Consider the following 25319-nt stretch of genomic DNA (forward strand, 5'->3'; position numbering starts at 1 on the left):
TATTCATGAGCTATACACTATTGACAACGATTAATTTTCGTCACAACTATTACACTTCTGCCAGGTATGAGCAGGTACAGGTAAATGTACCCGCAGCGACGGCAAGAGAAATGCGTCGTTACGGTATGCTGTTGCGGCATCAGACGGATGGATTTACGCTATCTTTCGATGATACGATGCTTACCAGAGAGAGCATTCTGCAGGATGCACTGACGCTCAGTTTTGACTTATCATTAAAGGACCACAACTTTTATAATTATACGGATCTGCCGCAGCAAGACCTGCGGAATAGTATGCTCCTGTTCACCAATAAAAATAATTCTACGGGCAGGTTACACCAGGAAGTATACGTTTCCGCCAGCGAAATTGCTGCGCTGACGATTAACTGCTTTGTTCGGCCGTTTGGCAGAATAGAACTGCTGCTGGCAGAAGGATTGCGATCACAATATGTCATTCATTTTGCACCCAGGTCTACATACTGGCATTATTTCCTGATGAGCGGGCACTTACAGGAATTAAGCAAACCAGCCGTGCTGGACCCCAAAGGCAAAACGATTTTCAAAGGTCCACAATCTGTACCGTTACCGGGTGGCCGGAAAGCCATCTCTTTTATCTCCGCCACACCGGTAACACTTGCCCAGCATCTGACTTCATTCATGCTGGTTGATTATGCCACAGGCAGCGATGCCTATAGCATAGTTCTTCCGGTATTGCCTGTACCGGATATCAGCAGGATTTCTGCCGCAGGCGGTGAGTCACAATTATCGTCTGAGATTTTTTTATACTAATTGTTAAACTGCGCTATCTATGGCCTCATCAACATTTATGACCCCCGGCGTTTATATCGAAGAGAAAAACGCTTTTCCCAGTTCGGTGGTCGCCGTGGAAACAGCTGTTCCTGTCTTTATCGGCTATACAGAAAAAGCCGAACGATTCGGGAAATCGCTGCTTCACAAACCCACCCGCGTCACATCCTTTGCGGAGTTCGTAGAGAACTTCGGAAAAGGATTTAAAGCAAAGTTTACCATCGCTGCGGCAGACCCTGCCCAACCGAGTGAAACTTTTATGATCGATACGCATCCTTATGTCGTGACGATCAATCCTAAGAACACACTCTATCTCTACAACAGTATCCGCCTTTTCTACGCGAATGGAGGTAGCAACTGCTACATCGTAGCTGTAGGTACCTATGGCGATAAACCAGATGGGATCGATATAGCCGGAGAAGATATCTTTGGCTCCGATACTAAACCCAATGTATTTGATGCCCTGAAAAAGGAGTTTGAGCCTACACTGGTGGTTATCCCGGATGCCATCGCACTGGGCGAAGCTGCGTACAATTCCATTTACACCAGGGTACTGGCACATTGTAAAGAAACCCAGAGTCGCTTTGGAATATTCGATCTCGCAAAGCAAGGCTTCACGGAAAAAACGGATGATGTCGTACTGAAGTTCAGAAATGGTATTGGTGTGAACGCACTGAATTACGGCGCCGCCTATTACCCCTGGCTGAAGACATCCATTGTACAACCTGGTGAAGTCACCTTCGAAAACCTGGATGCAAAAGTAGACCTGAATGCGCTGTTGCCCGAAGAGCCTGCGAAAAAGATTGTCGCCACCTTCACAGCAGTTAGTTCTCCGGATGATAATACAAAACAGAATTATCATCAGTCATTGATTGCTGCCAGTCCTACTTATGTGGCTATTATGAATGAGTTGCGCGCACACCTCAATGAATTGCCGCCGAGCGGAGCCATTGCCGGTCTGTACACAATGGTAGACAATAGCCGGGGCGTATGGAAATCGCCGGCTAATGTAAGCGTGAACATGGTAAATGCACCGTCTGTAAACATTTCGCATGATGAGCAGCAAAGTCTTAACGTAGATGTAATGGCAGGAAAATCCATCAATGTGATCCGTCCCTTTCCGGGTATAGGTACACTGGTATGGGGTGGCAGAACACTGGACGGAAACAGCCAGGATTGGTGTTACATCAACGTACGCCGTACCCTCATTATGATCGAACAATCGCTCAAACTCGCAACCCGCGCATATGTGTTCGAACCGAACGATGCAACAACATGGGTAACCGTAAAAAGCATGATCAACAACTTCCTGAACAACCTCTGGAAACAAGGTGCACTTGCCGGCTCTGCACCAGAGCTGGCTTATGATGTACAGATCGGATTAGGTACTACCATGACTCCCAATGATATTCTGGATGGAAAGATGCTCATCACTGTCAAGGTGGCGATCGTACGCCCTGCAGAATTCATCGTGATCACCTTCCAGCAGCAGATGCAGCAGGCATAATTAAATTTTTCACCCCCTAAATCATTCTAACATGGCAGATGATGGATCAGTACAGTCACAGACCGTGTGGCCTTTGGTCAAATTCTCCTTTAAAGTTATGTGGGATGGCGCCGAACTGATATTCCAGGAAGTAACGGGCCTATCTTCCGAAACGCAGGTTATCGAATACAGAGGCGGCAGTAGTCCTGTATATTCCACGGTTAAAATGCCGGGTATACAAAAGTTCTCCAACATTACGCTCAAGAAAGGCATCTTCAAAGGTGATAAGGCGATGTGGGATAAATATAGCGCTATCAAGATGAACACCTACAAGCGCTCCAGCATCGTAATCAGTCTGCTCGACGAAGGTCAGCAGGTAGCGATGAGCTGGACATTAAAAAATGCATTCCCATCTAAAATCACGGTCACAGATATGAAGTCAGACGCGAATGAGGTGGCCGTAGAAACTATGGAAGTGGCACACGAAGGTCTGGCTCCAAGTTGATAAATTATGCCGTTACCCATTTCAACATATTACCCACCTACAGGCTTCTATTTCAAGGTGGCTTTTGTGGGCATCTTTGGTATGCACGAAGGCAATTTCAGCGAAGTAAACGGCCTCTCTGTATCCATTACACCCGAAGAAGTGAAGGAAGGAGGAGAGAACCGGTTCACACACCGGCTCCCTTCTCCTCCCAGGTATGGCAACCTGGTGCTCAGGCGGGGAATGGTACTCGACTCCCCGCTGATTATCTGGGCACAGCAGTGTATAAATGAATTTACAATCAAACCTAAAACGATTATTGTTCAACTGCTGGAAGAAAATGCCATGCCCATTGCCATCTGGTCTTTCTTCAATGCTTATGCTGTTAAACTGGACTATAGCGGTCTTACAGCCAGGGAAGGACAAATTGTGATTGAAACGTTGGAACTCGCTTATGACTTCTTTGAAAAAACTTTATAAAATATGGCGCTAGAGATTCGTGAACTAGTCATCAAAGTCACCATTACTTCCGGTCAGCCTGCCCGACAGGAAACACCGGATGCAACCCTTATCCGGCAGTTGAAAGATAAGATCGTCAGGGAGTGCATGCAGCAACTAAAGGCTGGCTTAAAAACCGGTCCCGGAGAGAGATAAAATCAAGTAAAATGGCGCAACTCACAAAACTTAAAATTGAGGCGTACAGCGACATGGCCTGTACAAAGTCCGTGAACAAATCCATCTACGCTATGATCAATCCTGCCAGCTTTAGTAAAAGCTATATGACGGATTACAGGAGCAGCGAGGAAATGAACAAAAGTAAGGATACAAAGACTTTCAAGAGTAGTGCTGCACGGTTCGAATTGACTCTGGTGATAGATGGCACCGGTGTAATTCCGTTTCCCGATGGCATCACATCGGTCGATGATTATATCTCAACACTCAGTGATGTCGTATCCCGCTATGATGGTACCCTTCATCATCGCCACTACCTGAAAATAACATGGGGAGAGGTATTGGTAACCGGTGTCAGTGAAGGCCTTACCATTAACTATAAATTATTTGATCCGGGTGGCGCTACGCTCCGTGCAGAAGCAAAACTGAGACTTGCAGAGACAAAAGACTTTTTGACCAAGAACAAGGAAGCAGGGAAAAGCTCTCCGGATCTGACACATATACTCACTGTGCGGGCCGGCGATACACTGCCGCTGATGTCATATCGTATTTATGGCGATTCGGCCTACTATAAGGAAGTAGCCCGGTTCAATAACCTGAATAGTGTGCATGCTATTCGTCCCGGCGACCAACTCTATTTTCCACCACTTAAAAAGATCTAAATGCCGGCTCCATCACCAGCGAATATACAGGATGTCAATTTTTCCTTTTCCATTACCGTCGCAGGCAATCCGGTAGAAGAAAAATATCCTTTTGAATCTATCACTATCGTTCATGAGGTCAACCGCATTTCTTACATGGAGATCGTAATTGCCGAAGGGCTGAATGATGATACTACGGGAGATACAGGAAATTTCCCCATCAGCGAGGGAGCTGATTTTATTCCCGGGAAGGAGATTGCGGTGTCGGCAGCATATGGCACCGCCCCACATGTACCGCTATTTAAGGGGCTGATTGTGAAACAGGCAATAACCGCGAGTGCTGACGTAGGCTATAAGCTGATTGTGACTTGTAAGCATAAGGCTGTAACGATGACATATAACAGAAAAGAATGTGAATTTGACCAGATGACAGATAGTGATATAATGAGTAAGCTGGCAGGTAATTATGGTTTATCCGCTACTGTGAGCAGCACCACTTCCCAGCTGGAAGGCGTGTTTCAGAAAATGGCAACAGACTGGGACTTTCTTCTTACCAGGGCAGCTTTCAATGGTTACGTTACCACCATGTACGACGATAATATAACTATAGGCCCTCCTGATTTTAGTACAGCCCCCGTGTTGTACATCGCCATGGGTGATTCGATCATCGACTTCAAAGGGGAGGTGAATGCAGAAAAGCAACCACCAACTTTACAAACAGCCGCCTGGGACCCCGGCACACTTGCACTGATCACAGCTAATGCAACAGAGCCAACGGTAACGCTGCCTGGCAATCAGACAGCTTCCACCTTGTCAGGCACCCTGAACCAACAGGAATTCCAGGTAACTTCTACAGTTCCGTTGGTACAGGCAGATCTGAAAACCTGGGCAGATAACCTCCTGCTACGCACGCGGATGAGCGCTGTAAAAGGTCAGGTGTCATTTCTGGGGAATAGTGCGGTGAAACCGGGGGCTATGATTACCCTCAATGGTGTAGGAGCACGCTTCAATGGAGATGCTTATGTAAGCATGGTCAGACATACACTGGAAGAAGGAGACTGGACCACCACCGTTGGTTTTGGCCTTTCTGAAACGCCTATTTACGATAAAGAGCAATATGCATACAGCAATGCCAACGGTCAGGTGCCACCTGTTCATGGTTTGCAACTTGCCACAGTAGTAAAGATATCGGAAGACCCGGGCGCTACCTACCGGGTACAGGTCAAGCCTGTATCCGGCTACACGGCACAAAAGGGTATCTGGGCAAGACTGGCAAGTTATTATGCAACATCCAAAGCTGGTATGGTATTTAGCCCGGAGGTCGGTGATGAAGTTATATTAGGCTTTCTCGAAAATGATACCCGCTATCCCATCATATTAGGCTCGTTATACAGCAAAGCTAATGTACCTCCTCTTACCCAGCCCGATGAAAAGAATAATATCAAGGCACTTTATACAAGGAGCCAGTTGCAGGTGAGTTTTGATGATGATAAAAAGATCGTACAGATCACGACACCGGGTAAAAATACGATTACCGTGAGCGATGATGCAAAAGGTATTACCCTGGAGGATCAGAACAATAACAGCGTCAAACTGGATGACAGCGGTATTACCCTGAATTCAGCCAAAGATATTGTACTCAAAGCCACTGGTAACATCACGCTGAACGCTACCGCAAAACTGACCGGTAAGGCTGCACAGGACCTGGAATTGTCGGGAATGAATATCAAACAGACGGCACAGATTGGATTGACCGCGCAGGGAAGTGCTTCTGCTGAGCTTTCTGCATCCGGACAAACGGTGATCAAAGGCGGTATCGTAATGATTAATTAAAATCCGGGTTGCAACATGCCTGAAGGCATTAATGGAGAAGACTGACAGCTATCCTGCTGAACATATGGTCCTAAAGCATTCAAGGTAATGATCAAAGGTCATGATTCAAAACCGATAACGACAAAGATTATTTGTTATTCTGCTGATGGCATTGCATTGGTGAAGAGTAATAGCCATCCTGCTGAATTCAACCAGTTCAAAAGCACCAAAAAAGAAATCCCACTACCACAAAAACATAAAACAAAAACAACATGGGAGCCCCCGCAGCCAGACTAACAGACATGCATGTGTGCCCAATGGTAACACCCGGTCTGCCCCCCATTCCTCACGTAGGCGGTCCGGTATCAGGGCCGGGCGCACCTACCGTTCTCATTGGTAAAATGCCTGCTGCCGTACTTGGCGACATGTGCGTTTGCGTAGGACCGCCTGACTCAATCTTGAAAGGATCTGCCACCGTTATGATCAGTGGAAAACCTGCTGCAAGAATGGGTGACAGCACCGCCCATGGTGGCTCAATTGTTATAGGATGTCCAACCGTATTAATAGGAGGTTAACAGATCATGGAAATTCAATCATTTTTAGGTACCGGCTGGAGCTTCCCGCCCTCGTTCGATAAGGTCGGACGCACAGCCCTGATGGTCTCAGACATTGCAGACATTGAAGAAAGTATCCGTATCATTCTCAGTACCATTCCCGGCGAAAGACTGATGCAGCCAACCTTTGGATGTGATCTGAAGAAGCTGGTGTTTGAGAAATTCGAATCTACACTCATGGGAGAACTGAAGCATATGATTTACTATGCGCTCCTGAACTACGAGCCCAGAATCAAAGACGTAAATATTGAATTGCTCGGACGAAATGAGTTAGAAGGCTTCCTGCACATTCAGCTGAACTACACCATCATCATCACCAATACCCGCCATAACCTGGTATATCCATTTTATTTCCTGGAGGGCACTAGTCTTACATGAAACAACTCTTTGACTATATCAAGGATGGGGTAACGCAAACAGAACGGTATCTGCCAGCCCTGCACCCTTCGTATGTAAAAATCGATGATCGCAGCACCGGCGACCTGCTCATGGAACTCCTGGAATTCTCCAGGCAGATCAGGTATTATGATCTCCATAACAGGGAGAAAGGAAACTGGGAGGAATTTCTTCAAGGCGATCTGCTGATAACACTAAATTACATATCAAGGCTGGATTTTGGTACATTTCAAACCACTCAGCAGGATATCCGCACAGGGCTGGAAAAAGCCGAAAACGAACAACAGCTGCAACAAAGTTTAACTGCATTATTTGATCTGCTGTATAGCATTGCCATCTTACTGGGCAACCAGCTCCAGATGGCCAGACAAGCTGACACCACAGCAGCTTTCTGGAATTATATCGATCAGGTCATGGACAGTATAGAACTGGATGTATACCAGCTAATGTCTTATGAAAATCAGGCGCTGGCACTGTTCCGCCCGGGTGCTGTGCTACACACTGTCGACCCGTCAAAATTATTCGGCAGAAGTATACAACGGGCAGTCAGGGAACCACATACCGCCGACTTCCTGGGATATGAATCGCTCAATGAGATCTACAACCGCCTTCGTGCAAAGTTCTATCAGGTTACCAGCGCCGCCGCCAAACAACTCACCCTACTCGAGCCAGCGCACCGGCATCATCCGCATATCGGGTTATTGCTAACCTTCCTGGAATTGTATAAACAGCTCCAGGACCACATTAACCAGCTTACAGAAAGGCACCTGGAATACTATTACAAAAAGATACTGGGAATTCCTTTGCTGCAGGCAGCACCAGACGAAGTACACGTTCTGATCACCCTGGCTCCCAATGCTCCCGGTCAGGTATTACCGCACAATACAATGTTCCCGGCAGAACTGGTTAAAGGTCAGCCCCCGGTACTATTCCGGCTGTTATTTGATGTGCCGGTCTCCCAGACACGTCTGAAAGCATTACGCACCGTTTTCGTCAGCCGACACAAACAAATCACTGCTCAGGACGATAAGCACCAGGACGTGATTGAAACACAAGTCTATTTAAAGAACCAGCCGATTCCAACTGCGTCGATGTATCTGCCAGATGCCGCCCCGGTCTTATCATGGCCTATGGTAGGAGAGGAACAGGCCGAACTGAGTGATAGCAGCCGCACTATGGATACCCTGTCCATGGGCTTCATACTGGCGTCTCCGGTATTATATCTTGAAGAAGGTTCCCGTACACTGACAGTTAACCTGTTTGGTACAGCCGCCAGTATTGAATTACTTACTAACTATATCTCCAATCTTTCAGACATGATGAAAAGGCCACCAGATGTGCTGAAATGGGAGCTGCTCTCCGCTGCTTTTCAGATCTGTTATACGGCACCAGAGGGATGGCACGACATAAAGGAATATACCGCGCGCTTTACAAAGGACAGCATCCAGATCTCATTCACCATTGGTATTACAGCCCCTCCCGTCATCATATATAATCCTAAAGTGCATGGGGGACAATATCATTGTCCACACCCTATGCTAAAGGTCCTACTTAACAATAACAGCTTTCACCATCCTTACTCGTACCTGAAATCACTGGAACTGGATAGGATCACTATCCACGCACGGGTAAAGGGATTCAGGTCTGTACAGCTACGCAATAATGTAGGTCCGCTCAGCGCTGCAAATCCTTTCCAGATCTTCGGGCCGGCACCAGCTGTCGGTAGCTATTTAGAGATCAGCAATGCGAATATCTTTAACAGGTACACCAGGAAATTCTGTCTGCAATTGGAATGGCTGGACCTGCCCGCTGTCGATGGCGGTTTTGATAACTGGTATGCAGAATACGAGGCAGGTATGACGAACGACGCCTTCCTGGTAAGCCTCAGTAACATGCGTGACGGCATTTTTCATCCTGTCAAAGATAAAAGACAACTTTTCCGGTTGTTCAGATCCGGGAACGATAAAAAACTGCTTGAGAAAATAGAAATAGATACCATTGATTTTATCAGGATAAATTTCAATAATACTCCACGCAGAAAGAATTCCTATGAAGAGGGCGTCATCAGATTAGAACTGACTGCTCCTTCTGATGCTTTCGGGCAAAGGCGCTACACCCAGATCTTTCCGGAGGCAGTAACAAATAATGCCAATAAGTGGAGCCGGAAGCGGCGTCTACCCAATCCGCCTTACATTCCTACTGTAAAATCCATTGCTGTAGATTATGAACTGGAGCATACCGAATTGCTAAGGCCTGAACCCGTAACAGATGACGGGCAGCATACAGCCCTTTATCATATCTACCCTTTCGGCTATAGACGGGCCTTTCCTCAGGCAAACGAATCAGTATTTACTTTGCTTCCTGAATTCGAACATGCAGCAAATCTTTACATCGGGCTGGATCATGTGAAACAACAGGAGACCCTGTCGTTCCTGTTCCAGTTAGAAGAAAAATACTACTCAGATACAACAGCAACCCAGCAAATGTATCACTGGAGTTATCTGCATAATGATAAGTGGTTATCACTGGAGCAACAAAATATCCTGGCAGATAGCACACAGCGATTTATAAGAAGTGGTATCGTTGTTATAAAAATGCCGCTCCTGGATGCAGGGGGCCATACCAGGTTGGAACCGGGCATACAATGGCTAAGACTTTCCTGCGCAGAAGCGCCGGATTCCCGGCCGATGGTGAAAGGGATCTTCCTCAATGGGGGAGTTGTGAGGCGGGAACAGTCCGGCACTGCTGTCAGCACCAGTCTGCCTCCCCTGTCTATTAAAGGATTGCTGAAAGAGGTGAGAGGTATCCAACAGGTTTATCAGCTATTTCCGTCATTTGGCGGCAGACCCGCAGAGACACAGGAGGAATATTATGTCCGTGTGAGTGAAAGATTACGCCATAAAAACAGACCCTTATTAGGTGTGGATATTATTCAAATGGTGCTACAACAATTTCCTGGTATTATGATTGCCAAATACATTGCAAATCATGATGACACCGGGCCGGAGCTGCAACTGATAGTGGTACCCCAGCAACCGGCAGGAATGGAAATACCCGAACCAAGAGCTGATCTGGCTACGCTATACAGTATCAGGGATTATATCAAAAAACGGCTGCCGCCTTATATGGATGTGGCTGTGCACAACCCGGTATATGAGCGGGTGAAGGTAATCTGCGACATCTGCTTCCATTCAAAAGATAGCAGCTATTACCTTTCCCGCATCCAGGAAGATATCCATCACTTTCTCACGCCCTGGTTATATGATCGAAATAATGACCTCACCCTTGGAACCAGGATCTACAAGGCAGATTTGATGAGCTTCATCACCAAACTGCCTTATGTTAAGTTCATGACAGCCTTTTCTATCGTACACTTTTTTACAGAGGGCGATACACATTGCGCACTGGATACTGCATTGGAAGACGTTGATTTCATCATGCCCTCTACACCTGGCGCTGTTTTGATACCTGCCGCTCACCATACTATCAGGGTGATTGATGAAATGGTATACAGAAGGCCGGCGCCCATGGGGATCAATGGCATGATTACAGGGGAAGAAATGATAGTAGGCAGGAAATTGCTGTCCAATTATGGGCATACAACCGATGACAGTGATATGGAAGGAGAAATGATACGATTAAGCATTCACTCAAAATAATTACATGATGGCATCTAAAACTTTAGGTAGGGAAGAGCTGAAAGAGCATTTCAAAAATGGTAAGATCCCTACCGAAAATCATTTCGGTTATCTCATTGATTCCACAATCAACAGGCAGGAAGACGGGTTTTCAAAGGACGAAGAGAATGGCCTGCAAATCAAGGCCATGGGCACTTCCAGCAAATTAATCTCATTTTACAGCAATACAGAAGATACCACTCCTTTCTTTATAATGGAAAAAGATGAACGGGAGCGGCCGGCTATGCGCATGCAGACATTTACAGCAGAAACCGACGAAGTAAAACGGGATGCGCAAAGTTTCTTTATGCATACAAACGGAAGTATGGGACTGGGTACCCCCTGTGAGGAAAACACCAAATTACAGGTCAATGGATTTGCATCCATGGAAGGACGGATCGGCAATTATATGTGTGGTACTGTCCCTGCCAATGGCCGTTGGCACGATATACTGGACGGACTGAATAACTGCCAGGCAATGGAAGTCATGGCCCGTGCAGGGGTAAAAGACACCGGACGATTTGCCATTATGCACGCCATTGCTGTCAGTGCATTTGGAAATGGACATAACAGCATTTCTCGCACCGGAGCACACTATGGGTTCTTCTGGAACAAGCTACGCCTGCGGTGGAAAGGCAGAACACATAATTATAGACTACAGTTGCGTACCAATAGTAACTATGGAACAGGTGTCGAGATCTACTACAAGATCACCCGCCTGTGGGATGATACCGCTTTCTTACCTGCTGATTGCTTTCACAAATGACTACGAAGCCTGTACAGATTCAAAAGGAAAGCCAGTTTGATTACGACAAACTGCGAAGTGAAGCCTTGGAAATAGTGCAAAAGCTATCCGGACATATCTGGACGGATTACAACATTCATGATCCTGGTGTAACCATACTGGAACAGCTTTGCTTTGCAATCACTGATCTGGGATATAAGACCGGCTTCCCCATCGAGGAGATCCTGGCCGGGCCTAAGGGTAAAATCGATCCTCAGGCACATGCCTTTTTTAGTAAAGGAGAGATCCTGAGTTCAGGCGCCGTGACGGCATCTGACTTCTGTAAACTCTTACTGGATCAGGTAGACGGTGTGGAACAGGTATGGGTAGAACCTATTATTGCAGATTCAGGAAGTACGATCTGTAAAGGTATATTCAAGGTACTGGTGCAGCCGAATGAACGAATTACATCAAATGGGAGTTTTGACACGCTGGCAGAAGATGTCAGGCAATGCCTGAAGAGGTATCGTAACCTGGGGGAACAATATGAGGAGATCACCGTACTCCGCCCGTTAAATATCGCAATAAAAGCCGCCATACTGGTGGATGATAAACAATATGTAAAAGAAACACTTGCCTACATCTGTAACACCATTGAGCAAACGATCCATCCACCCGTAAGGTTCATGTCAGAAGCAGAACTACTGGCAATGGGAAAAACTACGGACGAAATCTATACAGGTCCGTTGCTTTCAGGAGGGTTTATTCCTGATGAAGACCTGAAACCAAGAAGGATACAACTCGACCCGGCAGAGCTGATAAAGGCTATATCAGACATAGACGGTGTGTTGCAGGTCCAATACCTGTACATTGCCGGGGAGGGTGGCACCCTGGGGAACAAGCCTATACAGATACCAGCTGGTTTCTTCCCGGCTGTGGATATCAGCAACAAAATGAACGATATCAGTATTGTGAGCGAACACGCCGAACATCATTCTCAGGACGCGATCTTCTGGAACGTGTTCGAACGCATCAAAGAAATCCGTAAACGGCATTACACCGGCCAGCAGGGAGCAATGACCGACGACTCGCTGCAAAGCGTATACAGGGATCTGGGAAAGTACTATTCCATACAGCATTTCTTCCCGGCAATCTACGGCATAGGGATGGAAGGCCTCTCAAAAAACGCTTCAGATACCCGTAAAGCACAGGCAAGGCAACTGAAGGGATACTTGCTGTTCTTTGAGCAGATCCTGGCTAATTACCTTGCGCAATTGGGAAATATCAGCCAATTCTTTTCGCCCTCCGGGAAGCAGACTTACTTCACCCAAACGCTGGATGATGTACCGGGTATTCAGGATCTGCTACCCCCTGGATACCTGAACAGCTTATCACCTGTAAAGACATCTGATGAAAGAAAAGAAGCCGTACTTGATCATTTGCTGGCCCGCTTCAATTTGCCACTACTGACTTATCCCGTTACACTTTTTCAGCGGCTATATGGTGGTATCACCACATTGGAATGGAAAACAACATTGTTACGGAAACTGCCGGCACTCCTGTATAACAGGCTACATGCAGAAGCCGGCGGTTACCATGAGATCCTGCGGCAATTCCTGTACATGCAGCGGGAACAGGGCCAACGGCTTACAGCAGTGTTCGACAAATCGCACCTAAGCGCTACCAGTGAACATCCACCCGAAGAATTTACCCTGCATGTTGATAACGAGATTCTACATATTGTCAGTGAAATACCGCCTGACCAGGACGGGTATTACTTTGGCCACCAACCACTGCATTTACTGCGTTTTGGTATCGATCCTGCTCATTACAGAGCCGTAGACGGGTACCTGCTCTACAAAGCCCCTAAAGACCGTATCTGGCAGGCGGTGGCCAAATGTGGAACAAATGAAGAAGCAAATAATGCGCGGGAGCAGATCATTCAACACCTGAAAGATATCAGCGTTCAGTCCGAAGGGTTTTATGTAGTTGAACATACATTGCTGAAACCACTGTTTACTGAGCGTGTTCATGGATTCAGCATAAAAGATAGGAAGGGAACGATCCTGAAAGAAATGCACCATCTCACTTTTCAGGAAAGAGAAGCAGCTATTCCGGAGATAAAATCAAATGAACAGATAGAATTCTATGTAATGGCCACACCAGGGCATGTCTTACCAGATACGTTTTTCAGGTTTAACATCACCATCGTTCTCGCAGGGTGGCCGGCAAGATGTCAGTATGAAGAATTCAGGAAGTTTACACACTCTCTCTTCAGAGACCTGACACCCACACAGTACAGGTTGAAATTCCGCTGGCTGGGTGTAAATGAGATGCGGCGTTTTGAAACTGCTTATTTCGATCAGACCAATAAAGAAAAGCTAATTGAATTTCTCACATAAGATAAAGCAAATCGTGATGGATGCTACCTTCACCGAAAGGGAGCTGGCAGGTGAGTTGCAGGACAGGATCAGTCGTGTGTTCAATCATAGCATCGAACCCGCGGTATCGGCCCTGTTCAACCAGTTGGGTGCAGCTGGTGAAAGTGTATGGATTGAACGGCTTGAGCTTGATCTTGGTGAAGTAACCTACGATAATTTTGAAAACCACATCACAGATCTGATTATAGCAGCGCTGCGCCATGCGCTGGAAGGGAAGCTGGAGTTCATAACACAGGATACCGGCAATCTCTATTTCAAAGATGAAACAGAAAGATTGTATGCGCTGCTTGAACATTACCTGCTCACAGGCACACTACCCTGGTGGGCGCAAAGCAGTGAAGGGGCATTGCTGGATGAATATATGATACGGTTAATGACCGATACCCCCGGCCGTTTTAGCCAGATGATTATTAATATCAGTCAGACGGATTATGTCTTGCGACGTATCGTCTACCACTTTTCACGGCATACATTGGAGAGACTAATGAACCTGCTGGAACCTGATCAGGCAGAATTTATTTATGGCTATATTGCCAACGTGCTCATGCTGCAGCAACAAAGGCCGGCAGTGAAAGCCACACAGGAGGAATTTGAAAAGATGGTCTGGCTATTTGTATTGACCTACCTTGTGACTGACAATAGCGGACAATTCAACAGAAAAACCTTTATACGCCGAAATCTCGAACAACTTGCACATCACTTCAATATAGGGTATGTCCGCCTGTTGTATACATTCAGACAGGCCCTGATATTTTATAAAAAAGAAATTCCCGCCGGCTCACTGGCCGCTCTGATCAGGGAACTATATGAGGAAAAATTCCAGGATGTGTCACCGACAGTAGCCACAACGCGGGAAGCGGTGCTGGCCTATTTTTTATTGGTTACTTCCGGCGATGTCATGGTAAGACGCATACTGGACCCCTATGGACCCAATGTACCACTGCCAGCCTCGTGGATCGCTTATGATACTATCCCTGAACAATCTGACAGGGAAGAGGTATGGCAACAGGCTGTATTTCTCATTACGCTATTTCTAGCCGGGGAGCCACTGCCGTATTGGTTTATCCAATTACAACCAGGCTTACAGAATGGCCTGTTACAACAGGCGATCATATTGCTATACAGGAAAAGAGCCATACTTTTGTTTGCCCTTTGGGAGAAATCCATACGGTTTCCCCATATCCGGCTACGCATGCATCAGCTTTTTTCTAACCCGGTCAATCCCCTGGAAGAACAAATTCAAAAACAGCTGGCGGATTATATCGAGCAGGATACCATCAGGTATTTACAGGAGACCCTGAATGACCAGCAGACGGACAGTTTTATAGAGATCTGGAGGAAAGCAACCGACAAAAAACGATTCTATACGCAGGTACTACAGGCAGCTCCTGCTATCAACCGCATCGCTCATTTACTTCGGGAATCAGAATTCTGGTTGCTGATGGCAGATACGGCTATCTTCACTGTAAATAAGTTAAAAGAAATACAGGAGGAACTGGTACTGTTTGGTGCAGACAACCTGGAAAAAGAGCGGATCCGTCACCTGTTCAGGGTCTTTAATTTACAATGGCTGGGAGGGAAGCTGATACTAAAAGATGCAGATCAGTATAAAAAAGCCTTAAAGGATTTCTTACAACAGTTTGACGAAAGAGCAACCCGTCGTATCTTACAACCGCAGGAGCCACAACAACCGCGCCCCAGGAAAATGATTACATCAGAACAGGAGGGTATATGGATCAACAATGCAGGCCTGGTGATACTGTATCCGTTTTTTCATACTTACTTCAGCAGATTGCAGTTACTACACCAGGGGAAGTTTGTAGATATGCGGTCACAACAAAAGGCGATCCGGTTGTTACAACTATTGGTGGATGGCAAAACAGATCATCCGGAACACGAACTGGTGTTGAATAAGATATTGTGCAATTTTCCGCTTGAACAACCTTTAGACCCCAATATTGAAATCATCGCCGCAGAAAAGGAATTGTCTGTGCAGTTAATTGAAGCAGCCATGCAACAATGGGATAAAATGAAGAACAGTACAGTAGAAAGCTTCCGTGCCAGTTTTCTGCAACGTGAAGGCAGGATATGGCAACAGGAAGATGCCTGGTTTCAGCACGTCACCCCGCGAGGCTACGATATTATTTTACAAACCCTGCCATGGAGTTTTGGAATGATCAAAACATCGTGGACAGATAAATTTTTTTATACGGAATGGACAACCTGTTGATGCAATCAAATGCGAATGCATTGCAAAAAGAACTGGCCTGGCTGGGAGAAGTACTGAATACCCGCATGCAGCAGTACTTTGAGAGGAGCACGGCGATATTCCCAGCGCCTCCTGATCTGACCGGCGACGATTCCACGTATGCACGGATCGTAACATACTATAACATGACTACCCCTGAAAGGATCGTGTTATTACTGGCACTAGCACCACATATTCAACCGCAGTTGCTGGACCTCTTTTATCTCCGGAATAGTACTTATGACAGGGGTTTTACTGAATTTGGCGGCATCAGGGGTACCACTCATAGCGGATTTCTGCCAACCGGCGAGACTGCGGCTTTTGTCGTTGCCGGGGATCACTTAGCCCAGCGATTTCTCCTCCAGCAAACCTTAGGCCCCGACCATTTTTTCGCAAAGCATCATATCCTGTACATTCAATCTACAGCCACCACAGATCCTTTTCTCAGTGGCGCGCTGCAAATCGCGAACGAATACCTGAGCTATTTTACACTGGGTACACCACATAAACCCGGTTACAAGACCGACTTCCCCGCCAGGCGGATTGAAACCGGCCTAAACTGGGAAGACCTTGTATTGGATGAACGGACCATGGCAGAAGTCGATGAGATTAGAACGTGGGTAGAACATGGCCCTACGCTGCTGAATGACTGGAAAATGAGCGCCAGGATAAAACCAGGTTATCGCGCTTTATTCTATGGCCCGCCCGGTACCGGCAAATCTCTAACCGCCTGCCTGTTAGGCAAGACATTTGGTATGGATGTATACCGCATCGACCTTTCAATGGTCGTTTCCAAATTCATTGGTGAAACTGAGAAAAATCTCGCAGGTGTGTTTGACCAGGCAGCCAATAAAAACTGGATCTTATTCTTCGATGAAGCAGATGCATTATTTGGTAAGAGAAGTAATACCACCTCCTCCAATGATCGCTACGCAAACCAGGAAGTAGCTTACCTCCTGCAAAGAATTGAAGATTTTCCCGGCCTGGTCATCCTCGCAACCAACCTGAAAGCAAATATAGACGAAGCTTTTGGCAGGCGTTTTCAGTCCATGATCTATTTCCCGGTGCCCGGCCCGCAACAAAGGGAACGTATCTGGCAACAGGCATTTCCGGCCCATGTCACCATGGAAAATGGATTGCAGTTATCTGAAATTGCTAAAAAATATGAAATGACAGGTGGGGCTATTATCAATGTATCACGGCATAGTTGTCTGGCTGCGCTGAAGAGAGGAGATACCGCTATCCTGCAGAAAGATCTGTTAGCCGGTATCAGAAAGGAATTCGGTAAAGAAGGCAAAACAATATAGGGACTGGCCTATCCCGCCAGTCCCTTCCGGCACTATTCTTCGTCTCCGCTATTCTTCATTTTCATCAAAACAGGGTAGGCATTGTCTATCACATAGTTTCCCTCCGGCAAATCTGTTTTTATTTCCGTAAAGCCGGCAGTATGCGCGCCAATTTCTACAGGTAACATAGCATACATATTACCCGTCTCCGCTTTGAATACGAAATTCTTACCCTGCCATTTCACGATGGCATTATCCGGCAATGCCTTTACCCTCGCATTGTTCAGCGCTATTTCAGCATTCATGAACATACCAGGAACCAGACGTTTATCATACTTTTTTAAGTGACAGTGTACTTCTGCTGCATGTGTTTCATCGACCCCCTGTGTAATAAAATGTACCTCTGCTTCGTACTTCTCGTCGCTATTGTTCGTCCACGCGACTACTTCCTGACCGGGACTGATCTGTGACAGGTCTTTCTCAAATACCGTCAGACTCAAATGAAGATCTTTCGGATCCATCAATTCAAATAATATATCAGTTGGTGCTACATACTTCCCTGTGTTCACATTCACCTTGCTTACAAAACCGCTGATCGGTGCCAGTATGCTGATCTGCCTGCTGATAGTCGAAGATTGCAATGTAGCAGGATTAATATTGATCAGGTGCAGTTTTTCTGACAGCGAACGTACGATTACCTGCTGACTTTCATAGTCGCTTTTTACCTGTTGCAATACCTTATCACTATTGGCTTTGGACTGATTCAACTCCTGCTGGCGTTTATAATCTGCTTCCAGAAAGCGCAGTTTACTTTGTGCTACCAGGTAATCCTCCTGCAACTGCACATACTGCGGATCTTCCAGCACTGCCAGTACCTGGCCTTTCTTTACCTGCAAACCAGGTAACAGGGTCATGGTCTTCAGGTAACCTCCGAGCGGAATACTGATAGATACCAGGTTCTGTGGAGGCACGTCGATGACTCCATTTACCTTCAGAGAAGTATGCATCTGTCTGAGCTCAGGTTTGCCGGTGATCACACCAGCATTTTTTACCTGGATGTCAGTCAGCTGCACGGTGTTACCACTGCTGTCTGCAGTTTCCTCTTTCGCCGTTTCTTTGTTCTCAGCTGGTGAGTGGCAGCCGGCCATGATGATGAGTGAGCCTGCCAGAACGATTAATATATTCCGCATGATGAGTATTTAAATGAGTTAATTAATTCCGCTGATTTTCTCAATATCAAAAGCAGCATTGTTCAGCTCTATGATTAGGTTGTAGTAGTTACTGCGCGTCTCAATGGCCTGATTGATCAGGATTGTCCATTCCAGGTAGCTGGTTTCACCACTGTTCAGGCGTTTGTTAGCCCCTTCAATCAGGATACCTGTATTCGGCAATTGTACAGCGGTGTATGTCCGCAACAATTCCTGGTAGCGATGATAGTTATTTACGGCCCGGCTCAGCTCCTGATCCAGTTGCTGTTTATTGGCGTTCAGGATTTGTTCCTGCTGCCGGATAAGGATACTTCCTGCTTTAATACGCGCACGTTGTGCTCCACCGAAAATGGGAATACCAATACCCGCACTTACAGCAGAAAACCGGCTACCTCTCCCATAATACATCTCTGTGCCCGTTACATTCTGGTAGCCAATAATGCTACTGTTGGCATAACCCAGGTTGAAAGAAGGCAACATTCTGCTCTTTTCCAGTTTGTAGGCGGCACTGGTAGCATCCAATTGGCACTGTTCCAGCTGCAGGAGAGGAGCGTTATCCAGACTATTGCTGTCAGGCAGGAAAGCCAGGTGATATATGAGACTATCACTGGCTGGTACTACGGGTGTATTGCTATTCAATAACACGCCAAATAACCTCAGGGCTGAATGATAATCGGTGTTGAGAATAGCAAGTTGGGAAGCGATCTGCAAGCGCTGGTTCTCTGCCGTTGCCTTCTCCAGGGCGTCGGTATCACCTGTTTTAAAACGTATGGTGGCCTTGATCACGAAGGCCGCATAAATGCTATCTGCTTCTTTTAACAGGCGTTGCTTCTCCTGCAATGCCAGCAAAAGATAGAAAGTGGATTTTACCTGCGCCTTCACCTCATTTTCTGCACGACGGGTATTCGCCTGGCTGATTTGCCAGTGGGCAATGCCCAGGTCACGCTGCCGTTTGTAAACGGTGGGAAATTCAATACCCTGGGAGATAGTAAACCTGTTGTCATTGGCCATACTGTTAATCCGGCCGTATTCAAAGCCAATCTCTGTTTTCTCCGGATTGAAATTACTCCTACGTAGCATGGCATAATAATCTTCACCAGATTTAGCCGCTTTGACGTTTAGATTATTTCTGACTGCCAGATCCAGCGATTCCTGCAAGCCTACCTTTTGCTGGGCATGTAAGCCGGCCACTGCCAATAATAAAATAATCACTGCAGCAGGTTTCTTATAATAGCGAAATCCTTTTTCAAAAAGAATATATAACACCGGCAATACAAAAAGTGTCAACATAGTAGATATGATCAAACCGCCAATCACCACCGTAGCCAGTGGTTTTTGTACTTCAGCACCCGCACCTGCGCTCACAGCCATCGGGATAAAGCCCAGAGATGGCACCAATGCAGTCATCAATACTGCACGTAGTTTGGATTTAGTCGCGTGGATCACGATACGACGTACATCATGCCAACCGTCCTTCTTCAACCTGTTAAATTCATTCACTAACAGTATCCCGTTCAATACCGCTACTCCAAAAAGCGCAATGAAACCTACACCGGCAGAAATACTAAACGGCATGTCGCGCAACCACAAGGCAAAAACACCCCCGATCGCAGACAACGGAATGGCTGTATAAATCAGTAAGCCCTGCTTAATAGAAGAAAAAGCAAAATACAGCAACAGGAAAATAAGGAGTAAAGCAATCGGGACTACAATAGATAAGCGTTGCTTCGCACCTGTCAGGTTGTCAAAAGCACCACCATATACAATAGAATAACCCAGCGGTAGCTTCATCTGTGCGGCTACTTTCTGTTGCAGTTCTGTAACAATTGTCTGCACATCGCGACCATTGACGTTGAACCCTACAATGATACGGCGCCTGGTATTCTCACGCTGAATCTGGTTCGGTCCTTCGATCTCTTTGATCTCCGCAACCTGGTACAGGGGAATCTGTACCCCATTTGATGCGGGGACCAACAGATTCTCAACATCAGCAATATTCTGTCTCGCTTCGCCGGCTAACCTAACCACCATATCAAAACGTTTCTCTCCTTCATATACAACACCTGCGCTCTGACCGGCAAAGGCCGTATTAACGACTCTGTTAATATCGCTCACATTCAATCCATAGCGGGCCATAGCATCGCGGTTGTAATTGATCACTATCTGTGGCATCCCCGTCACGCTCTCTACATAGAGATTCACTGCACCTTTCACTGTATGGATCACTTCACCCAGTTTATTTGCATAGATCGCCAGCGAATCGAGGTCTTCGCCAAAGATCTTACACACCACATCCTGGCGGGCACCGGTCATCAGTTCATTGAAACGCATCTGGACGGGGAACTGGAAGCCTACGCTGATACCCGGTACGACAGACAGTGCTTCCGTCATCTTCTGCGACAATTCAGGAAATGATTTCGCTGACGTCCATTCTTTTTTATCTTTCAGAATTACCATCATATCCGCCGCCTCCAGCGGCATCGGATCGGTAGGAATTTCCGCACTACCAATCTTGGTAACGACCTTTTCTACTTCAGGGAACCCTTTCAATAAGATCCCGGAAGCCTGTTGTGTAGCCTTAATCGTTGTTTTCAGGTTACTACCTGTAAGCAGGCGGGTTTCTACAGCGAAGTCACCTTCTTCCAGCTGAGGAATGAATTCACCACCCATTTGCCCCAAAATAACAACCGCCAGTACCATCAATACACAAATAGTAAAAATAATTGTCCGCGGAAAGTTCATGACACGTCGCAGCAACGGCTGATAAAAGCGCTCCAGCCGCGCCATCATTTTATCCGCAAGTGTCGGTTTATGGGAGATCTTCTTATTAAGACACAAGGCACTCATCATCGGCACATATGTAATAGACAGCAGGAAAGCGCCTAAAATTGCAAAAGCAACAGTCAGTGCCATCGGCTTGAACATCTTACCTTCGATACCCTGTAGGGAAAGAATGGGGAAATAAACAATGAGGATGATGATTTGGCTGAATACCGCAGAACGTATCATTAATCCGGTACTGGTATTCACTTCTTTATCCATTTGCTCCTGTGAAATAAGACCGGCAGACCTGAAGTGCTTTGAATGCGAGAACCGGTGCAGGATAGCCTCCACCACGATGACTGTACCATCTACAATTAATCCAAAGTCAATAGCGCCCAGGCTCATCAGGTTACCACCTACACCAAATTTGTTCATCAGGATAATGGCGAACAGCATAGAAAGCGGAATCACCGAAGACACAATCAAACCTGCACGAATATTCCCCAGGAAGAACACCAGTACGAATACTACGATCAGAGCACCTTCCATCAGGTTATGCTCTACCGTCTCAATCGCATTATTCACCATCTTGGTACGATCCAGGAACGGCTCTATGACTACCCCCTCCGGAAGTGCCTGCTGAATTTCCGCTACCTTGTCTTTTACCCTTTTAATAACGACGGAAGAGTTCTCACCTTTCAACATCATCACTACGGCACCTGCCACTTCACCTTCCTGATTAAAACACATGGCACCATATCTGGTTGCGGCCCCCAGGTGCACTTCCGCCACATCGCGAATCAGCAGGGGGACACCATTGCTCAGGTTCTTTACTACGATCTTTGCTATATCAGCCAGGCTACCTGTAAGACCTTCGCTCCGGATATACAGTACGGTTGGTCCTTTTTCAATATAGGCTCCGCCGGTATTCTGGTTATTCTTTTCCAGTGCGTCAAATACATCGGCAATACTGACACCATATGCTTTGAGTTGTTCAGGACGTACAGCGATTTCATACTGTTTCAGTTCCCCACCAAAACTACTTACATCGGCAACACCCGGCGTACCTAATAGCAAACGGCGTACGGTCCAGTCCTGCAGGGTACGAAGATCCATGGCCGTATACTTCCCTTCATACCCTTTCTTAGGCCTGACCACGTATTGATAAATCTCACCAAGACCGGTAGTTACCGGTGCCATTTCTGGTTTTCCTATGCCATCAGGAATGGCATCCTGTACCTGTGCAAGCCGCTCGGCGATCTGCTGACGCGCCCAGTAAATATCAGTCTCATCATTGAATACGATGGTAACGAGGGAAAGACCAAAGCGGGAAAAGCTTCTCAGTTGTTTCAGACCAGGAATATTACTGCAGGACTGTTCAATAGGGAAGGTGATGAGTCGCTCCACATCGGGTGCGCCAAGGGCGGGAGATACCGTGATCACCTGTACCTGGTTGTCCGTAATATCAGGAACTGCATCAATGGGTAAACGGGTCACTTCGTAAGTCCCCCAACCGATGAGGGCAATAACAAATAGCCCAATGATCAGCTTATTCTTTACAGAAAAGCTAATTATTTTATTTAGCATAGTATATCAGATTCGATCAAATAGAAATTGAAGGAAGGGAGCCTTCCTTAGCTAAGTAATATGTAAGAAGAGATTATGCCCGCGGAGGACGGAAAAGTTCACTGGTAGCCGGATTGGGAAGCAGATCTTCATCTGGCTCAGGGTATTGGATATCTATGTTGGCCACTGCCTGTACTTTGAGATAGGTAATTCTGGCAAGCGGTGTGAATACCTGATGAACGGTGGTGCTGCTTACTTTCTTAAAGGGTAACTGGTCGTCGCGATCCTGGTCATCGTCATTAATGTCCTGTCCCCAATAGTGCATGGAAAGAAACTGCACCACACTCAGATTTCCATCCTGTGCACGATGCTCAACGTAGTGCATCACCAACACCGGCAGCTTCATTAGCTGATCAAAGGAGATGGTGTGCAACGTAAAGAGACCCATTAATATGTAGAGGTGTAATTTTCCCACGACGGGGCAAAGATAAAAATTCTATCTTTACTTCGAAGTCTTATCTTATATTATGCAGGAAGATATACTGATACAAATCGGAAACAAGATTAAAGAGATTCGTAAAGCTAAAGGGATCACAGTACAGGAACTGGCGAGCAAGGCAGAAGTAAGCAAGGGATTAATTTCGCAGATTGAGAATAACCGTACCATTCCTTCTCTGCTGGTATTGATGAATATTATTACTTCGCTGGATCTGGACCTGAATGAATTTTTCAAAGGTATCGAGCAGCAAGCCACCGCATCACATGTAATTGTGAAGCGGAGTGAAGAATACTACGAATTTGAAAAGGAAAAGACAAAAGGCTTCAGGTACAAGCGCATTATGACGCGGAACCTGAAAAATTTCCCGGTGGATATTGTGATGCTGGAACTGAAGCCGGGAGCGAAGAGAAGTAATATGGTCAGAACGGAGGCCTATGAATATAAATATATAGTACAGGGTACCGTCGAGTACCTGATCAACAACGAGAAGCATACCTTATACGCAGGTGACTCCATCTTTTTTGATGGCAGGCAGGGACATCGGCCGGCAAACATCGGCGAAGATACCGCCTTAATTCTGGTAGCCTACTTTTTTATCTAACAAGAGTTTTTTAAAAAATAAAACACAGGTAAATAAGAGTATTCCACCTCCTATAGTCATCACACAGCTGAACTGTGCCATCGTATCTGACCACTTCACCGTTTTTGCAAAGAATTCTTTATAGAAAAGTATACCAACACTACCAAGATAGCCTAATGCGTCGCAGAGATATACAAAATATCCCGCATTGGCGCGGATCTGAAAAAGCGCGATCATTCTTTCAAACAGGGCGACCTGAACCGGTACATAAGCCAGGAATAATCCCACGCCCAGCCATAACATCCAGCTAAATCCTGAGATCAGGTGTATATGATACAATAATGTACTGATACCACCCATAGCAACACCTGCGATGATTAATCCCAGCGTCGCATGAAATGCCTTCTCATTATTTTTGATCAGGCTAAGCGCGCCCACTGCGACAAGTACAAAAATGCTACATAATACTTCCGTCTGTGCCAGTACAGTTTTACTCCAGTGTGCGTCCAGCTCATTCCATATCTCTACAGAGAAATTATCCCGGAAATCCCGCATAGTAGCCAACATGCAATACACAATCATAATGCATACGATGCCCGGACCATATTGACGCAGCACATTGGTTTTATCTGCCTGTGTCATAGGCGGTCGTTCTGCACGCAATAGCTTGTCGGATTCCGAGGGTGCTGGAATGACAGAAAGCATCCATACAAAGAAGCAAAAGAAAGGGAAAGCAATTGCCCCTATAGTAAACGGTAACCAGAATTCTGAAATATGAGGAAACAGGCTATGTACTTCCAGGTAGGTGGTTTTTAATATGCCACTGGCAGCAATAATACTAATACTCAGACCTATCGATAGCACTTCCGTGTATTTGCGTCCTTCCAGAAAACTAAAAACAACACCCCAGATCATACCCAATGGTAAACCATTAAAAAATAGGAAAATGAAATTATAGGGATAAGGCACCAGGCCAAAAAATAAGAGCGCAATCGCAGCGAAACCGACTAAACCAATGATAAGTTTTACCCTGCTGGCAGGGCGGAGCTCTGAAATAACCTTAATGCCTATAAACTTCGAAGTCATATACCCAAGTACCTGTGATAGGATAAGAATCGACTTGTAGCCCATTCCAAATAAGGTATACTCTGCATACAAACCTGTAGACATCGGTTTACGAAAGGCATACATACAGAAATATGTGCCAAAAGAAGCAATCAGACACCAGATGGTGAACCAGGGGCCGGAGGCATTTTTGAGCAAACGATGCATAGGTTAGAAAGTTTAATATTTGTAAATATATTTTACAAAACCGGCAGTTAGGTTAAGGGAATATTAATTATAAATTAAGTCTTTTTTACCAGATAATACTGAAATTCATTAAATATCCAGTTGTAATATCGATTTATTAGTGTC

General features: G+C 46.1%; 19 protein-coding genes. 15 read left to right on the plus strand and 4 right to left on the minus strand.

Features of this window, described 5'->3' with window-relative positions; translation table 11 throughout:
- The first annotated feature begins 5 nt into the window (after nucleotides 1-5).
- The 14 genes from ABDW33_RS13580 to ABDW33_RS13645 all read left to right on the plus strand — a co-directional run bounded on the left by ABDW33_RS13580 (nucleotide 6) and on the right by ABDW33_RS13645 (nucleotide 17308).
- On the plus strand, nucleotides 6-788 hold the full coding sequence (locus ABDW33_RS13580; protein WP_343690604.1) for a hypothetical protein: 783 nt from the start codon (nucleotides 6-8) through the stop codon (nucleotides 786-788).
- Between the two features lie 19 nt (nucleotides 789-807).
- Nucleotides 808-2313, plus strand: coding sequence for a phage tail sheath C-terminal domain-containing protein (locus tag ABDW33_RS13585; protein WP_343690605.1), 1506 nt, complete (start codon nucleotides 808-810; stop codon nucleotides 2311-2313).
- Between the two features lie 31 nt (nucleotides 2314-2344).
- On the plus strand, nucleotides 2345-2797 hold the full coding sequence (locus ABDW33_RS13590; protein ID WP_343690606.1) for a phage tail protein: 453 nt from the start codon (nucleotides 2345-2347) through the stop codon (nucleotides 2795-2797).
- Nucleotides 2798-2803: 6 nt separating this feature from the next.
- The gene (locus ABDW33_RS13595) at nucleotides 2804-3256 is read left to right on the plus strand and encodes a phage tail protein (protein ID WP_343690607.1); all 453 of its coding nucleotides are present in this window, start codon (nucleotides 2804-2806) and stop codon (nucleotides 3254-3256) included.
- Between the two features lie 3 nt (nucleotides 3257-3259).
- Nucleotides 3260-3430: a DUF5908 family protein gene (locus ABDW33_RS13600; RefSeq protein ID WP_343690608.1), complete on the plus strand. Its 171-nt coding sequence runs from the start codon at nucleotides 3260-3262 to the stop codon at nucleotides 3428-3430.
- 11 nt (nucleotides 3431-3441) lie between these two features.
- Nucleotides 3442-4110, plus strand: coding sequence for a hypothetical protein (locus ABDW33_RS13605; RefSeq protein WP_343690609.1), 669 nt, complete (start codon nucleotides 3442-3444; stop codon nucleotides 4108-4110).
- Nucleotides 4111-5922: a type VI secretion system tip protein VgrG gene (gene vgrG, locus ABDW33_RS13610; RefSeq protein ID WP_343690610.1), complete on the plus strand. Its 1812-nt coding sequence runs from the start codon at nucleotides 4111-4113 to the stop codon at nucleotides 5920-5922.
- Between the two features lie 251 nt (nucleotides 5923-6173).
- Complete coding sequence (locus tag ABDW33_RS13615) at nucleotides 6174-6476, plus strand: PAAR domain-containing protein (protein ID WP_343690611.1); 303 nt, start codon at nucleotides 6174-6176, stop codon at nucleotides 6474-6476.
- A 6-nt stretch (nucleotides 6477-6482) separates the two neighbouring features.
- Complete coding sequence (locus tag ABDW33_RS13620; protein ID WP_343690612.1) at nucleotides 6483-6893, plus strand: GPW/gp25 family protein; 411 nt, start codon at nucleotides 6483-6485, stop codon at nucleotides 6891-6893.
- The gene (locus tag ABDW33_RS13625; protein WP_343690613.1) at nucleotides 6890-10570 is read left to right on the plus strand and encodes a hypothetical protein; all 3681 of its coding nucleotides are present in this window, start codon (nucleotides 6890-6892) and stop codon (nucleotides 10568-10570) included. The genes ABDW33_RS13620 and ABDW33_RS13625 overlap by 4 nt, the downstream gene beginning before the upstream one ends.
- A gap of 4 nt (nucleotides 10571-10574) precedes the next feature.
- Nucleotides 10575-11354 carry a hypothetical protein gene (locus tag ABDW33_RS13630; RefSeq protein ID WP_343690614.1) on the plus strand — a complete coding sequence of 260 codons (780 nt, stop codon included), beginning with the start codon at nucleotides 10575-10577 and terminating at the stop codon, nucleotides 11352-11354.
- A complete protein-coding gene (locus ABDW33_RS13635; protein WP_343690615.1) occupies nucleotides 11351-13714 on the plus strand; it encodes a hypothetical protein in 2364 nt (787 codons plus the stop codon). Before ABDW33_RS13630 ends, ABDW33_RS13635 begins: the two co-directional genes overlap by 4 nt.
- On the plus strand, nucleotides 13698-15983 hold the full coding sequence (locus tag ABDW33_RS13640) for a contractile injection system tape measure protein (RefSeq protein WP_343690616.1): 2286 nt from the start codon (nucleotides 13698-13700) through the stop codon (nucleotides 15981-15983). The genes ABDW33_RS13635 and ABDW33_RS13640 overlap by 17 nt, the downstream gene beginning before the upstream one ends.
- Nucleotides 15968-17308 carry an ATP-binding protein gene (locus ABDW33_RS13645; protein WP_343690617.1) on the plus strand — a complete coding sequence of 447 codons (1341 nt, stop codon included), beginning with the start codon at nucleotides 15968-15970 and terminating at the stop codon, nucleotides 17306-17308. The genes ABDW33_RS13640 and ABDW33_RS13645 overlap by 16 nt, the downstream gene beginning before the upstream one ends.
- A 32-nt stretch (nucleotides 17309-17340) precedes the next feature.
- Here ABDW33_RS13645 and ABDW33_RS13650 read toward each other — a convergent pair whose 3' ends face one another.
- From ABDW33_RS13650 to ABDW33_RS13660, 3 genes are all read right to left on the minus strand, one after another.
- Nucleotides 17341-18477, minus strand: coding sequence for an efflux RND transporter periplasmic adaptor subunit (locus ABDW33_RS13650; RefSeq protein WP_343690618.1), 1137 nt, complete (start codon nucleotides 18475-18477; stop codon nucleotides 17341-17343).
- 18 nt (nucleotides 18478-18495) lie between these two features.
- Nucleotides 18496-22845: a CusA/CzcA family heavy metal efflux RND transporter gene (locus ABDW33_RS13655; RefSeq protein ID WP_343690619.1), complete on the minus strand. Its 4350-nt coding sequence runs from the start codon at nucleotides 22843-22845 to the stop codon at nucleotides 18496-18498.
- 73 nt (nucleotides 22846-22918) lie between these two features.
- A complete protein-coding gene (locus ABDW33_RS13660; protein ID WP_343690620.1) occupies nucleotides 22919-23299 on the minus strand; it encodes a hypothetical protein in 381 nt (126 codons plus the stop codon).
- A gap of 52 nt (nucleotides 23300-23351) precedes the next feature.
- On the opposite strand from ABDW33_RS13660, the gene ABDW33_RS13665 reads away from it, so the two are divergent.
- A complete protein-coding gene (locus ABDW33_RS13665; protein WP_343690621.1) occupies nucleotides 23352-23924 on the plus strand; it encodes an XRE family transcriptional regulator in 573 nt (190 codons plus the stop codon).
- On the opposite strand, the gene ABDW33_RS13670 is transcribed toward ABDW33_RS13665, so the two are convergent.
- A complete protein-coding gene (locus ABDW33_RS13670) occupies nucleotides 23895-25175 on the minus strand; it encodes a DUF5690 family protein (protein ID WP_343690622.1) in 1281 nt (426 codons plus the stop codon). The two genes, ABDW33_RS13665 and ABDW33_RS13670, sit on opposite strands and share 30 nt — an antisense overlap.
- Nucleotides 25176-25319 lie beyond the last annotated feature (144 nt).

Origin of the sequence: Chitinophaga sp., assembly GCF_039596155.1 — a bacterium.
Lineage (GTDB): Bacteria > Bacteroidota > Bacteroidia > Chitinophagales > Chitinophagaceae > Chitinophaga.